Origin of the sequence: Celerinatantimonas diazotrophica (genome assembly GCF_004339545.1) — a bacterium.
Lineage (GTDB): Bacteria > Pseudomonadota > Gammaproteobacteria > Enterobacterales > Celerinatantimonadaceae > Celerinatantimonas > Celerinatantimonas diazotrophica.
On record NZ_SMGD01000011.1, the window covers coordinates 584,192 to 598,811 of the forward strand.

Genomic DNA, 14,620 nt, shown 5'->3' on the forward strand with positions numbered 1-14,620 from the left:
ATCAACTCCGAATTGCCCAGAATTGCAGCTCAATATCAGGAAAATCGCCTGCAACATGAAACGCAAAACCACTGGCATTATTAAGCATTTGCCAAGCCTGACTGGTTTTATCCAGCTGGTAATAGGTGTAACCCGCGTGATAAGGCAGTTGTCTAGGAGCAACGGGCAATGCCGTCAAAGGAACACCAGGTAATTGCAATGAGATCAAATCGCGAATTCTCTCAACGGAGGCGACTTTGGTCTGAGCAATAAATAATCGCCGCAACTCATCAAGTGGCATTCGAGCTTTGACTGCGACAATAAACTCAGCATTTTCAATTAATTGGCGATCTTGTAGTGGTGCCACCATTAAGCCGTATTTACGTTTTTGCAGCTGTAGTGATACCGCTTTAGGTTCCAAAACGATGCTGAGCGCTTGACGCAGACGCGTCATAACGGCATGGAAACAGTCACTGGGAAGATCATGATTATAATTGGCAAATTCTGGGGCCATCCGACTTTCATCGGTAAAAGTGGCCAACTCGGCTGACATCATGGTCAGCGCTTCGTAGGCGCGCTCAGGATGCAAACGCCCTAAGCTAGCCATATGGTGTAACTGCGGCTGCATTCGGTTCAACGCCTGCAACAACATAAAATCAGAAACATCGGCAACCCCACCCTGATTAGGGGCGCCAAGACGCTGGGCGATATTTTTAGCTCGTTCACGCATTAAACTGGCAACTTCGCCGATAAAACGGTGGATTTGACTCACCGCATTAATATCCAGATGGCAAGGAATGAACTTACTATCGAGTAATAAGCTGCCGTCTGGACGTTTCTCTAAAATCCGACCAATAGCGATAGAGCTATAAGCACTGCGATCTTCTTTTTCTAACATCAGTTTAAGCTTGACTGGGCTAACATCGACGCCAACCGAAGCCCCATTTTGTGACTGGACATCGTAAACTTGTGTTTTGGTTGCTTGATAGCGTCCGGTTTTGCTCTGTCCTGGCCAACTCACTTCACTGATCGCATCAGAGCGAAGCGGTAACACCAGATAGACAACCTGGTTAGCAAATGAATCGTCCGCAATTTCTAATGGTTCCGGCATTACATCTTCTTGGGGAATATTAAATACCGAACCATCGGGCATGATACCAACCGCCCGTTCAATGGCTATCGAGCCAAAACTTAGATACTCCGGATTCAAACTTAATTCGCTGACGCCATATAAAGAACGACTGATCGAACGAACACGTTCATCCACAAAATATTCAAAGTAACGTTGCTGCTGCTGAAAATGCTGAGGCTTAATAAACAACCCTTCATTCCAGACCACACGATTTCGCGACGCCATAACTATTATTCAACCTCTTTCAAAATGACTTCATTGCGACGAAAGAGCATCATCAAATGATATTCATGCCCAATGGGCTTCACTTTTACGACTTTTTTCCACTGACTTTTGTTTGGGTTGGAGTAATTGGCAACCACCCCGATATAGCGGGTGTCTTCATCTAACTGAATAGGTTCAACAAATTTGAATTGCCCAGGGGTTAAGATGTAGTCGTAATCTTTGACATAATTACTGCCCAACGCTTGCTTGAAATTTTTTGAAAGTTCTTCATAGTCAGCCGCTTTGAGCATCGAGTCATCTTCAAGCTCAAAGACTTTAAATTTAATCGGAACCCCAACTCCATCCGAGTCCAGAGAGTTCACATTATTAGGTGCCACTAAACTGAGCGTCATTGTTGACGGCAAGGCAGCATAATCAACTTTTTTGTCGTTATTCCCGCCAAAAGCACTGCAGGCACTTAAACTTAAGACTAAAATTGTACTCATCAGCCATTTCATCATTAAAATTCCTGTTGTTTTTGGCGTAGAACTCGGTCATACGCCTGATCAAAAATTTCCCAGAACAATTTTTCAAACCCATGCTGGCGACTCGAAGTTAATTCTTGGTAATAACTCTGATACATCTTCCAAGCCCACGCGTCATCAGTCTCCAATGACTCTTCACTGGCACGGCGATAATGCTGAAAACGGCGCAATAACACTTCTGGAGAAAAAGCTCGGACAATCTGATTAAGAGCTTCGGTTGTAGCTTGCTGCACTGCTTCATTATGATTTTTAATGGTCTTAAGACTTTCTTCGATAGCGCTGGGTGCTGACAGATGGACCAATGAACGTTTGTTTTCAAAAAGTGTTTGGACGGTTTGCTCGTAACTTAACCCCAGCCGTAATGGGTTATCTTCAATCGGCTGTAAATTACGATTTAACTGCCCATAACGGCTATCGCTAACCTGTTTATGTAAGTCTAATAATCCTTTAATAGCTGAGCGCAGGGCCGCGCCCATCTCTTCTGAAAGCTGGTGCATCTGCCCCATATCAGCCGTATCTTGGGCACTCACACCTAACCCTTTTAACATTGGACCGGCGACGACATGGCGATTATCAGCATGAGACTCATCTGCGTTCGCATAAATGTGGTTATACTGATCGTTTTGGCTTGATTGAGAATCTCCAAAGTCAGCCATGCCTTTTTCAATTTCTTTTTCCAGCTCATCTAACTCATTGCTGTTCATGGGGACATTCTCCTTGGTTGTGATTTCGTTATTGGCTAATAGCTCGAGTGGGCTATTAATAGGTTTTGCCGGTTTAGGTTGGGATTGATGAGGTTCTGACACCGAATGGGTATAGGCAGACTTAAGTTCGATGGCCGCATCTTGACTACGCTGGTTATCAGCCTGATAAGTCAACTCTTTGCCCTTCCAGAGCTGATCTTCGGCACTCAAATATTGCTGTTGGGCTTTCTCTTGTTCATCATCTTGAGGTTTTAAAAAATCCTCTAAACTCTGCTCTTGAGCCTGTAAATCATCTAAAGCACTGAGGGGATCATCCACAATGGGAGTGACAATATCGTCTTCAATCTCAACATCATCTGCACTGGGCCAATCCAGAATATTATCCTGCTCAAAAAAGGTTTCTAACGTTTGTTGGCGGTTACTGACATCCATACCATTGTTCTGACCAATACCAACCCGAATGGCGAATGGACCAATTTTAATCTGATCGTTATCATTAAGACGTGCCTGACGCCCTCTTCCTAGGGCCATCGATGCGCCATTAACATAGGTCTGACCACACAGATCGGTTAAACAGAATAAGTTATCAATAAAACGGATCTGACAATGCGCAGGTTGAACCGTTCGTTGGCGATCCGATAAAACCCAGTCGCTTTGACCGGCACTGCCAATTAATCCACCTTGGGGGCCAAATGAATACATCGCCCGTCCCCCCGCAGCAAGGCGTTCGGTATTGGTGACAGTTAAAGTTATGTTTGACCCGCTTTTTATCATCATAAAGTGATCACTCACTAGCGTATGTGAATACAAACTTGGCGTTTCGCTTGGCTAACGCCCATAAATGAATACCAACCCAGCGAAGAGCAACGCTCTTGATTGAGTTGCAGCAAAGGTGCTTGCCCCCAATCCAACTCAAGTTCCAGATCGAAAGCCATCTGTTCGCGCAAGATAAACTCCATGAGCTTACAAAATGTCGCGTAATCTTTGCCTGTAGGTAAAAAATCCTGAAACCGCTCAAAGGTTAATTTTTTAAAACAAATGACAAATTTCCCCATGCAGTCTGTAATTGAATCCCCAATCACGGTATCTTCGCCCAGACACATATTGGCCTGCCCTAAACGGAATTTTTGCTCCGTGGCAATCGCAACTTGGCGAATTTGCCATTGTTTAATTTCAACCTGTTGTAAATCAAAATAGTGCGCAATAATCCCCGACACGACTTGCGGTGAGCGGCTTCGTCCGGCCAATGTGCCCGCATAGGAGAGCATTTTGCACCAGTTGATCTGGGTCTCTTTGCGCAGGTTCTCATCCGCTAACCCGACTAAAGCAAACAGCTGAGCGGAGAAAGCATCAGAGGCCTCTTCGCGAAAACGAATGTAATAGCGATATTTACGCCAAATCTGATAGACCAAAGCGATCAATCGATGGCTAAAAAAATCTAAAAAATCTTGACGTAGTCCCTGCTCACCTTCTGTTGCTATCTGTTCAAGAAAATACCCCGGTAAAGGAGACTGAGCTCCGGATAATCCTAAAAAAGAAACTTGTAGTTGATAGTGCTCATCATCAAGCTCAACTAACTGCTTAATATCGCTGGCAGCAAAGCCCAAACTTGGATTTGAACTAAACAACAGCTTAGGGCTGATCTGACCATCACAAAGTGCTTCTGGATCATCCCCAAAAAGCTGGTGCAATAGTTCCACCAGTTGAAAAAAATTGTATGACTCAACATCTTTGACTAACTCTGCAGTTGAATTTTCAACCTTCAAATCAGCGGCTGTTGACCGGTTTGAGCTCCCCATGAATACCTTTCTCGATTATTAGCGTTAACCACTATCAGTTCATGAAACGAGTTGATGCTGGCGTAAAGTGAGAAAAACTGGCTTAAAATAGTGCCAAATAAATAAAGCTCGCCTTCACTGCCAAAGGCTTCCTGCTTAAGAACAATCTGTGAACGCAGTCCGCGAATAGGGAGCCCCCGAAGCACCTTTTCGATGGGTTTAGATTCGATTGACTCGATCCCCTGCAACCGCTGCTGAGCAATGCGCTCTGCTTGGCGGTCCACCAAAGCGCGGAAATCATAAGCGCGTAAAATAGAACACAGAGCATCTTTAGATAGCAGCGACAGATAGTTCAGAGACAAATTAGAGATCAAGGTCCATAACAAACTGCCATCTAATACCGGACGCAGCGGTTGTGTAGGCTCGGTAATATTGGTAAAGCTTGCAAACGATGGCGATGAATCAGTCTGAACACATAGATCGCCAATCCCCAGCTCTAGCGGTAATTGGCGATTGGTACAGGTTAATTGCAATGAAATAGCTTCGCTTAAATCCCGACATTCGGTTTCATCACCACGGACAAACGATAAATAATAATCAAAACCATCATTACGGATACTTTCTTTAACCCGTTGGCGATAATACAAAGCCTGACGATGTTCACTGCGTTCAATCTCATGGTGGAAGCTTTCAAAAGGTGTATAGACACGCTCCTGGCCACGTACTCGTCCGGTATCTGTCCCTGCCCATCCTTCAACATGATCAATACTAAAAACCTCGTAATGAGCAGGATACCGACTCGATGGAACAACTCGGTATTCGGCTCTTTTGCCATTGAGATCAATAGGATCAGCATCATGTGGAAAAAGATTAATCGCAGGCGTGCAATACAGTTCAAAGCTCTCTTGGCGAACCCGAACATCAGTTGGAATCGTTTTATTAAAACAAAAGCGCAAGACAAATTGGCCCATTAACGGCACGCCAATATGGTCGCTAATATCTTTGACATCGCAAAACAGAAACGCCTGAGGGAAAGTCAGATATTCCTGTAGCACTCGATACCCTTCGTAGACATTTTTGGGATAGGGTAAAATACCATCATCACTGCCGAAACCGACTGCTTCCAATGCCGTCGATGGAATATGATAAACCTGTTCACCTTGGACGATTTCAATCCGTTGCAGATAATGGTTCAGCCACAAATAAAGCATCTGTGCACTATAGTTGTCGCCCCCGAGATAAAAACGCAGATCATCCAGATGCATATCAAAGGTGCTCTGCTCGCCCAAAATAGCGAGATTGACATCAATCTGTGAGGCGTCCCGAGTGTGATGCACACTGACATCGGTGCGCTCTAGCGGATAGAGATCCACGCCCCGGCAAGTCGAAAAATGACAAACTGTATTGAGCACTGGCAAAGAGTCTATCTGTACACCTTGCTCAATGTGTTGTTTGGCACTAATCGCCTTTTCATTGGGTGTAAAACGACAAATAGTCAAACTGGGAACTGGCCGCAGATAATTCGGCCAGAGCATATTAATGACCGAATGAGTCAGTTCTGGAAACTCGTCATCAACCTTCTCACGCAATTTACCGGTAAGAAAAGCAAAACCTTCAAGCAACCGCTCAACATCTGGGTCGGTATTACGACCATTGAGAAATTTAGTCAGTTGCGGGTGCAGTTGTGTAAACACACTGCCCTGCTCTTTTAAGAAGGCTAGTTCCTCCCGGAAATATTTGTCTTGAGACACTATAAAACCTTATATTTTCGGCTATTTTCGAGGACTAATTCAATCTGGACACTATGATGCAAAGCACCACGATTCACATTGGCTGTGACATGAAAACGTAGATCAATGGGGCGATCTGGATCTGAATGAACCTGCACATCTAAATTACACAGACGGGGCTCATAACGCTCCAATGCCTGACGAATCGACAGCCGCAAGTGCATCGATAAATCGGTGCTTTCCAACATCGCATCGTTAAAATCAACTAACCCTAGCTTTGGTGCGCTTAACGACTCACCCATGCGCGTATTTAAAATGTTGGCGACATTGTGTTTAATCGATTCAAGCACATCCTGAACACCAGGTCCTTGAGTAATAGAGCGACTCACAGAGTCAGCTTCTAATCTTTCGAAAAAGCTGACCCCATAAGCACTCTCTTCAAGCGCTACATAACCCATGAATTACGCCTGATCTAATCGGCCAACAAGTGACAGCTCAAAGTTTGCGCCCATGTATTTAAAGTGGGGGCGCACAGCCAGAGAAACTTGATACCAACCTGGATCGCCTTCAACATCCATCACTTCGATTTTAGCTGCACGTAATGGACGACGACTGCGTACATCTGCGGGTGGATTTTCTTGATCGGCAACGTACTGTTTGAGCCAAGTATTCAGTTCACGCTCAAGGTCCTGACGCTCTTTCCAAGAACCGATCTGTTCACGCTGGAGCACCTTAATGTAGTGAGCCAAGCGATTAATGATCATCATATAAGGCAGCTGAGTTCCCAATTTATAATTCGTTTCAGCTTCTTTGCCTTCTTTGGTATTCGGGAAGATTTTTGGTTTCTGAATCGAGTTAGCCGAGAAGAATGCCGCGTTATCACTTCCTTTACGCATGGTCAGCGCAATAAAACCTTCTTCAGCGAGTTCGAACTCTTTGCGGTCAGTAATTAAAACTTCAGTTGGGATCTTAGCTTGTAATTCACCCATTGACTCAAACAAGTGAACCGGTAAATCTTCCACGGCACCACCACTTTGTGGACCGATGATATTTGGACACCAACGATATTTAGCAAAACTATCGGTCATGCGGGTTGCTAAAGCAAAAGCTGTGTTTCCCCACAAATAATGCTCATGCGATGCACTCACATTTTCCTGATAGTTAAAGCTACGAACCGGATTCTCGGCTGGGTCATACGGTGTACGCAACAAAAAGCGAGGTGCTGTTAATCCTAAATAGCGGGCATCTTCAGATTCTCGCAATGAACGCCATTTCGTATATTTCGGACTTTCAAAGGTTGATTTTAAATCCTTGATATTGGGCAGTTCTTGGAATGAATCAATTCCAAAAAATTCTGGCCCGACACTGGCAAGAAACGGTGCATGCGCCATTGCCCCAATAGCCCCTACATATTGCAGTAATTTCATATCAGGGGTGGATGGTGTAAAGGCATAATTACCAATCAGCGCTCCGATAGGTTCACCACCGAATTGCCCATAACCAGAGGAGTAAACATGTTTATAAAAACCAGATTGAACCGTCTCTGGAGCAAATTCAAAATCATCGAGCAACTCTTCTTTGGTTGCATGCAAGACTTCGATTTTGTTGTTTTCACGAAAATCGGTACGATCCACCAGTAATTTTAAGCCTCGCCATGACGACTCCATCTGCTGAACTTTTTCATCGTGAAGAATTTCGTCCATCTGTGAACTGATTTTTTTATCCAGCTCGACCAACATTTTATCAACTAACGCTTTATTGACGGGCTCTGCGCTTTGTTCACTTTCTAAAAGTTGGCTGATAAACGCAGCAACCCCTTTCTTAGCGACATCATAGCCTTCATCACTCGGAACCATCCGGGTCTGAGCCATAACCTCATCAAGTAACCCAACGCTGCCTTGGCTTTGCGACTGCTCTTGGGCAGTCTGTTCTTGAGTTGACATAAATTGTCCTTACGTCCCTAACATTTGAAAATATTAATTCACTCGTTATCTGAGTTCTCATCGCCCGAAACTAGCTCTAATTCGGCTAATAATTTTTCGCGTGATTCTTGTGACTCAAGTAACGACTGCAACTGTTTACGAAACTCAGGGATATTGCCAAGCGGACCTTTAAGAGCAACCAGTGCTTCACGTAGCTCAATTAACTTTTTAAGTTCAGGAACTTGATTGGCAATAGAATCAGGAGAGAAATCGGCGAGAGATTTAAATGATAGTGAAACAGCCATGTCCTGATCAGGTTCATCCGCCAACCGATTAGGAACCGATGTTGTTAACTCCAATTCACTATCGCGCATCACTGCTTCGAAATTGTTTTTGTCAATGGATACTGCTTGACGATCTTCAATCGGGGTTTCTTCGGCATGCCCTTTGAAATCTCCGACAACCAGAGTTTTAAATGGCAATTCGATTTCCGCCTGTGCATCACCAACGGCGGGAACGTACTTGATATTAATGCGCTCCTTGGGAGCAACACTTCCTTCTTTAGACATAATTTCTCCGATATATCAATAGACTAATGGATCCCAGCCACATGTTATGTTTTATAGTTATCAGATCTAACCTTATGATTGGATTCCGAACAGAGCAGCATAAAAGTACTAGTAGTTTTGAAGCATGCAAAAATTCAGCCTCAGCACCATTAAAACCATATTAAGCAAGCCATCTGTACCTAAAAACACTACCCATAAGATTTATAAAATAGATATTGACATAAATATTATGTTCTTTTCAACATCAATATCATTAGCATTTCAGGCGGACAATTAATCCACTAAACGATAACAATGTCAATATTGGATTACATTAATATGATGTCACACTAACCTATAATCAAGTAGAAATAGGGATCAGAGAAACCAAAAAATGATAAAAAAATCATTAATTTTTATAGGCTTTTTAAAAAAATAACTTAAAACGCATCCAATGCTGACAAGGTATCAGTAATCACGGCATTCTTGGAGAATTTAACCACCTACTTTGTGAGACATCATCTATTGCAAAATTCGAAAAAATAAATATAGAGCATTACAGATGGCTATTTTTTATACTTTTTTAACTATTCTCTCGACTTTGTTTTTTAATATAAATATTAATAGTAGATGTTGTTTATATTCTAAAAAATAATATAGTTAAATCACAAAAAATAAAAAATAAAATATGCTAGTTAATAATCAATCTAAATAAATTAAATTTCAATTAAATATTTTTTCGCTCTCATAAAAAGATTGAATTAAATTATTTAAATAGTTATATCTATATTTTTTATATTAAAATATATATTATTTTTTAACATAAAAATAACAATATATTATAAATAAGCCAGACAATCTCTCACGTAAAAATAATCTATATTTTTCATATATTTAATTAGATTTTCAACTTTCATCTTCTTATCCTTCGTCATTTGAAGGTTTACCAGAGAAAGGCATGAAATCACCTGATAGTATTAGTGAAAAGGAATGATGACAGGACATTGCTCTCGTAACGAAGGTCGCATTGAGATAAAAATGTAAGATAGGTCAATATTTCGATGATTGGAACAGTTTTGCCATTCCCACACCACTAATGACAAGCTACTCTCTAGAGTAGTAATAACGGTATGAGAGACACCAACAATTATCCAAAACTAATGCAACTATCATTAAAAAGTAGCCACAAAATAAAAAACAAAACTACTATTAAGATCATCATTAAATTGCAAAAATTATAAATAAAATTTATAAAAATCATTAAGTTAAGTTAAATTCATAGAAATTTATAGTACAAAGTAAACATTGACATGGACAACACGCTTCAGACCACACAAGATGAACGTCATCTCTATCAGCAGGTTTGGTTCCTTGACCAACAGCTAAACGGTTTACCGATCCTAAAAGATTTACGTCCCGAACGGATCCAAAGAGCCGAGTACGAGCAGTTCATGCTGAACATCTACCATCTTTCAAAGTTCTTGAGTCGCCGCTATCAAGCTGTCGAAAAAAAACTCGAGATCCCTTCTTTTGCGATCATTAACTGGCATCTGAAAGCTCTGCGGGAGGAGATCGAACGCTTTGAATCATTCTATCTGACGTTCCAAAAGCCACGGGAAAGAACCAACGTTATCACGGCTGAAGACTATTTAGGGTGTAGTTATGTCGTCCACTTTTGGCAAAGCAATGCCAAACAAGTACTCACAACATTAAAGCAAGTACCTTCACTGACGAGTGACGCTTTTAACTTCGAATATTTGCATGCAGTAGAAAACACCGTCGCCACTGGACAATGGCGGCATTGGCGAGAAATTTTTTCGAATTGGATGTATACCCATCAGATCTGCCAAGAACAATTAATTCAAAGCGCAACAACACAATTCAATATACTTGTTGAATTTCTAGCGAAAAATCAACCTCTGGCGACATTTCACCGCCATATCAATTAGCTTTACTAACTGACTGCCGGATCACTAACCGTCCCCGTAACAATGCGTTGTCATGATGAGCTTGTTTATGTAAGACTTGAGCTAATTTATCCAATGCCGCATCAAATAACTCAGCAATTGGATAATGGATACAGGTTAAAGGAGGTGATAATTGCACGGCTAGGGGCGAATCTTCCAAACTCATTAATGAGACCTCACCGGGAACCGCAATATTAAACTCACGTAACAAGCGAATGGCAACAGCCGCATCCCCATCACGACGCACTAATAACGCAGTAAACGGCAAATAACGATTTAACAATTCTAAAAGAGATTGTTCACTGCCATGCTGACCATGGATCACCAACTCTCGGTTAAATGGTAGGGATTGATTCTGTAGCGCCTGACGATAACCGGCTAGCAGCTCTTCACTAACTTGCTCTTCATCATCATCTAGCCAAATAGCAACTTGGCGATGGCCCTGACTTAACAAATAACGCAGAGCACTCTCACAGGCAAAGGTATAATCATAACGAATACTCTGTTCACCAGCACCGATGACAATGGTTCGCGGCCCGAGCATCTGTTCGGGGCAAGGGCCGAAAACAATTGTCGCAACCGGATTAAGCTGACTGAACCGCTCCAATTGCTCTGCAAGTTGCTCTGACTGGCTGGCAAACCCTATCACCAGCTCTAGTTCCATAGCTTGAATGGCTCGAGTAAACTGAGGCAGATAAGCAGACAGTTGCCCTGCATCGGCATCACGAATCAGTACGGCGACCTGATTTGAATACTCTCGAGCCAAACTCTGAGCAAAAATATTGGGTCGATAATTGAGTGATTCCACCGCTTTTAGGACCGCTTCTCGACTTTCCTCTCGAACCCCTCGACTACCGGTTAAAACCCGCGAGACAGTTGCTTTGGATACTTTCGCCAAACGAGAAACATCGGTAATTGTAGCCATCGTCAATTTACTCCTTCTATGGTGTAGCCATAATAGCATAAGTTCTTTTGACTATGGTCTATCAATAGCGTAATCCCCCTCTAAGTTTTTACTTTTAACCTTCCTCCATCTTTTGGTAAAGCGCAATGAGCTCAGCGATCAATTCACCCGCTAACATCGCCGTCATGATATGATCTTGAGCATGCACCATAATCAGTGTCATCGGGACCTTCCCCTCGCCCTGATCATCGCTGATGAGTTGCGTTTGAACCTTATGCGCTTCGCTAATAAATGACTGCGCCTGCTTGACACATTCCTCAGCCTTGGTGAAGTCACCACTTTTAGCACAGTTAAGACCTTCATAATATAAGCTGCGGGCTTGGCCTGCGTTGACAATAATGCCCATGACTACTTGTTCTAAATCCATCACTTTTCTCCGCATTCAAACCCATGTTCCTGAACAATTTGCGCAATCCAATGACCACTTTTTTTAATCGTGCGCTGCTGAGTTTTCAAATCTAACGCAACAAAGCCATAGCGATTTTTATAAGCATTCGCCCACGACCAACAATCGATAAACGTCCACAAATGATAACCACGACAGTTGGCTCCTTGCGACATTGCTTTATTTATCCAGATTAAATGGTCTCGGATAAATTCGATTCGATAATCATCCTGTACTTGACCATCGACTAAAAATCGCTCTTCATCTTCGACTCCCATACCATTTTCAGAGATATAACAGGGAATATTGCCGTAGTTATTTTTAAGATTGAGTAAAATATCATAGACCCCCTTGGCATAGATCTCCCAGCCCCGATACCGATTCATCTTCCTGCCTGGCATCTCATACGGTTCAAAAAACCATTCAGGTAACATGGGTCCATCAGGATTAACGGCATTGAGTCGCGCTTTAACTCGCCGTGGTTGATAGTAGTTCACCCCGAGCATATCTACCTTACCAGAGCGAAGTAACTCTTTATCCTCAGGCTGGGTTTGCGGCGCTACCGAGTAATCAGCCATCAGTTGAGCTAACTCATGCGGGTATTGTCCAAGTACTGCTGGGTCTAAAAAGCTACGATTAAACAGCAAATCGGCGATTCGAGCTGCTTTTTCATCACTGGGATGAGATGAACGCGGATAGGAAGGGGTAAGATTTAACACAATACCAATCTGGCCATTTTGCGCGCTGTCATGATAAGCACTGACCGCCTTCGCGTGGGCTATCATAGTGTTATACGCCACCTGAACGGCTCGCTTAAAATCGACCACATTCGGATAATGCGCATCATATAAATACCCCTGTTCCACAGGCACAATCGGCTCATTAAAAGTAAACCAATAACGGACATCTTGGCCAAACAACTCAAAGCAAGTTTTTGCATACTCAACATAGGCATCAACCACTTCCCGATTTTCCCATCCACCTTTCTCTTGCATCACTAATGGCATATCAAAATGAAACAAGCAGATGAAGGGTTCGATACCAGCATCTTTGAGCTCTCGGATCATACTTGAGTAAAACGTCACCGCTTTCGGGTTGACCGCTCCTACGCCATCAGGAATCAATCTGGCCCAAGAAATAGAAGTGCGAAAACTGTTATGTCCAAGTTGCTTCATCAACTGAATATCACTTTTATAGTTTTCATAAAAAGTTGATGTCTGAGCGGGGCCGACTTCATCAAAAAATCGCCCGGGTTGTTGCTCGAACCAATGGTCCCAAATCGTTGGGGCTTTGCCATCTGCTAAGCTGGCACCTTCACTTTGTGCAGCAGAAGAAGCACTGCCCCACCAAAAATCATTTGGAAACTTATAGAAACACATACTGACTCCTTCTATTAGACGGCTGCCGGATTGCCATGGCCATGGTGAGCATCCGCTTCTTTTTGTGCTTTTTGTTCAGCCATTTTTTGCTGTTCTTGTTTGAGTAGCTGTTTTTCATAAGCTTTTAAAAACGGCCAGTACATCAATGCAGCTGAGCACATACAGAACAAACACATAAACACCGGAGAAATAGCCCAGTTTGCAGCCCAAGAGGCACCAATTGGAGCTGGCGTGGTCCATGCAGTTAGCGATACCACTCGAGGTAGAAAACCCATAGCAGTCACGGTATAAGCAATAACGGCATTAATCATCGGAATAAAGACAAACGGCAGGAATAAAATGGGGTTCATAATCACTGGCGCGCCAAATAAGATCGGTTCGTTAATGTTAAATAACCCCGGAATCACACCTAACTTACCAATCGCTCGTAAATGTGCTTCTTTACTTCGAATCAGTAAGAACGCTAGCGGTAAGGTCGAACCAACACCACCAATCAATAGATAGTGATCCCAAAACCCTTGTGTATAAATATGTGGGATAGCCTCTCCAGCAGCCAAAGCAACCTGATTGGCTGACAAATTAGCCATCCAAAATGGGTTCATAATCCCAGTCACAATTAATGACCCGTGAACCCCACAAAACCATAAGATCTGACAGACAAATACGGATAATAATACCGCAGGCAAACTATCGGATGCTGAAACCAATGGTTTTAAGGCAGACATAATCGCCTCAGGTAAAATCATGCCAGTATAATGCTGTAGCAGTAAATTGAGTGGGTATAAGGTAAAGATAATCGCCAAAACTGGAATTAAAATTTCAAACGAGCGTGATACACCGGCTGGAACCTGTTCAGGCAGACGAATCGTCACATTATGCCGTTTTAAAAAGGCATACACCTCGGTTGCATAGATGGCGACAATCAGTGCTGTAAAGATCCCTTGACCGGCAAAATACTGAGTTGAAATTTGCCCATCTTTGAACGGCGCCGCAACCAGTAAAAACGACATGAGCGAGAGCAGTCCTGTCGTAATTGGATCCAGTTTATAATGTCGCGCTAAACTGGATGCAACGCCCACCGAAATAAATAGTGTCATCACTCCCATACTAAGGTTAAAAGGTAGCATCAACATGTCTCGATGCGCCGCTGAAAAATCAAGCCAAGCCCGTGCAAATCCCCACGTTGTATCTTTAGAAAATGGTGGAAAAATAAATACCAGCATAAATGAGCCGACAATCATAAACGGCAATGCGGCAATAAAACCATCACGGATGGAGGTTACATATTTTTGCTGACCAATTTTTCCAGCAAGAGGGGTGAGCTTTTGCTCAATCGCTATTGACATTTTATCAAGTAGATTGCTCATTATTGTCTCCTTGCAA

Annotated in this window: 13 protein-coding genes; 1 reads left to right on the plus strand and 12 read right to left on the minus strand. The window is 42.8% G+C overall.

Annotated features, from left to right (window positions below):
• Position 1: 1 nt before the first annotated feature.
• From tssK to tssB, 8 genes are read right to left on the minus strand one after another with little or no spacing between them, the layout of a single operon-like run.
• A complete protein-coding gene (gene tssK / locus EV690_RS05710) occupies positions 2 to 1,336 on the minus strand; it encodes a type VI secretion system baseplate subunit TssK (protein ID WP_131911942.1) in 1,335 nt (444 codons plus the stop codon).
• A 5-nt stretch (positions 1,337 to 1,341) separates the two neighbouring features.
• On the minus strand, positions 1,342 to 1,836 hold the full coding sequence (tssJ, locus tag EV690_RS05715) for a type VI secretion system lipoprotein TssJ (protein WP_224054904.1): 495 nt from the start codon (positions 1,834 to 1,836) through the stop codon (positions 1,342 to 1,344).
• Complete coding sequence (gene tagH, locus EV690_RS05720; RefSeq protein ID WP_131911943.1) at positions 1,836 to 3,341, minus strand: type VI secretion system-associated FHA domain protein TagH; 1,506 nt, start codon at positions 3,339 to 3,341, stop codon at positions 1,836 to 1,838. Before tagH ends, tssJ begins: the two co-directional genes overlap by 1 nt.
• Positions 3,342 to 3,355: 14 nt before the next feature.
• On the minus strand, positions 3,356 to 4,363 hold the full coding sequence (tssG, locus tag EV690_RS05725; protein ID WP_131911944.1) for a type VI secretion system baseplate subunit TssG: 1,008 nt from the start codon (positions 4,361 to 4,363) through the stop codon (positions 3,356 to 3,358).
• Complete coding sequence (tssF, locus tag EV690_RS05730; protein ID WP_131911945.1) at positions 4,327 to 6,093, minus strand: type VI secretion system baseplate subunit TssF; 1,767 nt, start codon at positions 6,091 to 6,093, stop codon at positions 4,327 to 4,329. Before tssF ends, tssG begins: the two co-directional genes overlap by 37 nt.
• Positions 6,093 to 6,530, minus strand: a complete 438-nt coding sequence (gene tssE, locus EV690_RS05735; RefSeq protein ID WP_131911946.1) for a type VI secretion system baseplate subunit TssE — start codon at positions 6,528 to 6,530, stop codon at positions 6,093 to 6,095. The genes tssF and tssE overlap by 1 nt, the downstream gene beginning before the upstream one ends.
• A gap of 3 nt (positions 6,531 to 6,533) precedes the next feature.
• Complete coding sequence (gene tssC, locus EV690_RS05740; protein WP_131911947.1) at positions 6,534 to 8,015, minus strand: type VI secretion system contractile sheath large subunit; 1,482 nt, start codon at positions 8,013 to 8,015, stop codon at positions 6,534 to 6,536.
• A 38-nt stretch (positions 8,016 to 8,053) separates the two neighbouring features.
• Positions 8,054 to 8,563: a type VI secretion system contractile sheath small subunit gene (tssB, locus tag EV690_RS05745; RefSeq protein WP_131911948.1), complete on the minus strand. Its 510-nt coding sequence runs from the start codon at positions 8,561 to 8,563 to the stop codon at positions 8,054 to 8,056.
• 1,289 nt (positions 8,564 to 9,852) lie between these two features.
• Between tssB and EV690_RS05750 the strand changes: the two genes are divergently transcribed.
• Complete coding sequence (locus tag EV690_RS05750) at positions 9,853 to 10,491, plus strand: hypothetical protein (RefSeq protein WP_131911949.1); 639 nt, start codon at positions 9,853 to 9,855, stop codon at positions 10,489 to 10,491.
• Here the strand turns inward: EV690_RS05750 and EV690_RS05755 are convergent.
• The 4 genes from EV690_RS05755 to EV690_RS05770 form a co-directional block, all read right to left on the minus strand.
• Positions 10,484 to 11,434 carry a LacI family DNA-binding transcriptional regulator gene (locus tag EV690_RS05755; RefSeq protein ID WP_165872670.1) on the minus strand — a complete coding sequence of 317 codons (951 nt, stop codon included), beginning with the start codon at positions 11,432 to 11,434 and terminating at the stop codon, positions 10,484 to 10,486. The genes EV690_RS05750 and EV690_RS05755 overlap by 8 nt on opposite strands.
• 94 nt (positions 11,435 to 11,528) lie before the next feature.
• Complete coding sequence (locus EV690_RS05760) at positions 11,529 to 11,840, minus strand: PTS lactose/cellobiose transporter subunit IIA (protein ID WP_131911951.1); 312 nt, start codon at positions 11,838 to 11,840, stop codon at positions 11,529 to 11,531.
• Positions 11,840 to 13,237, minus strand: coding sequence for a glycoside hydrolase family 1 protein (locus tag EV690_RS05765; RefSeq protein ID WP_131911952.1), 1,398 nt, complete (start codon positions 13,235 to 13,237; stop codon positions 11,840 to 11,842). Before EV690_RS05765 ends, EV690_RS05760 begins: the two co-directional genes overlap by 1 nt.
• 14 nt (positions 13,238 to 13,251) lie before the next feature.
• Entirely contained in the window at positions 13,252 to 14,604 is a 1,353-nt protein-coding gene (locus EV690_RS05770) for a PTS sugar transporter subunit IIC (RefSeq protein ID WP_131911953.1), read from the minus strand.
• Positions 14,605 to 14,620 lie beyond the last annotated feature (16 nt).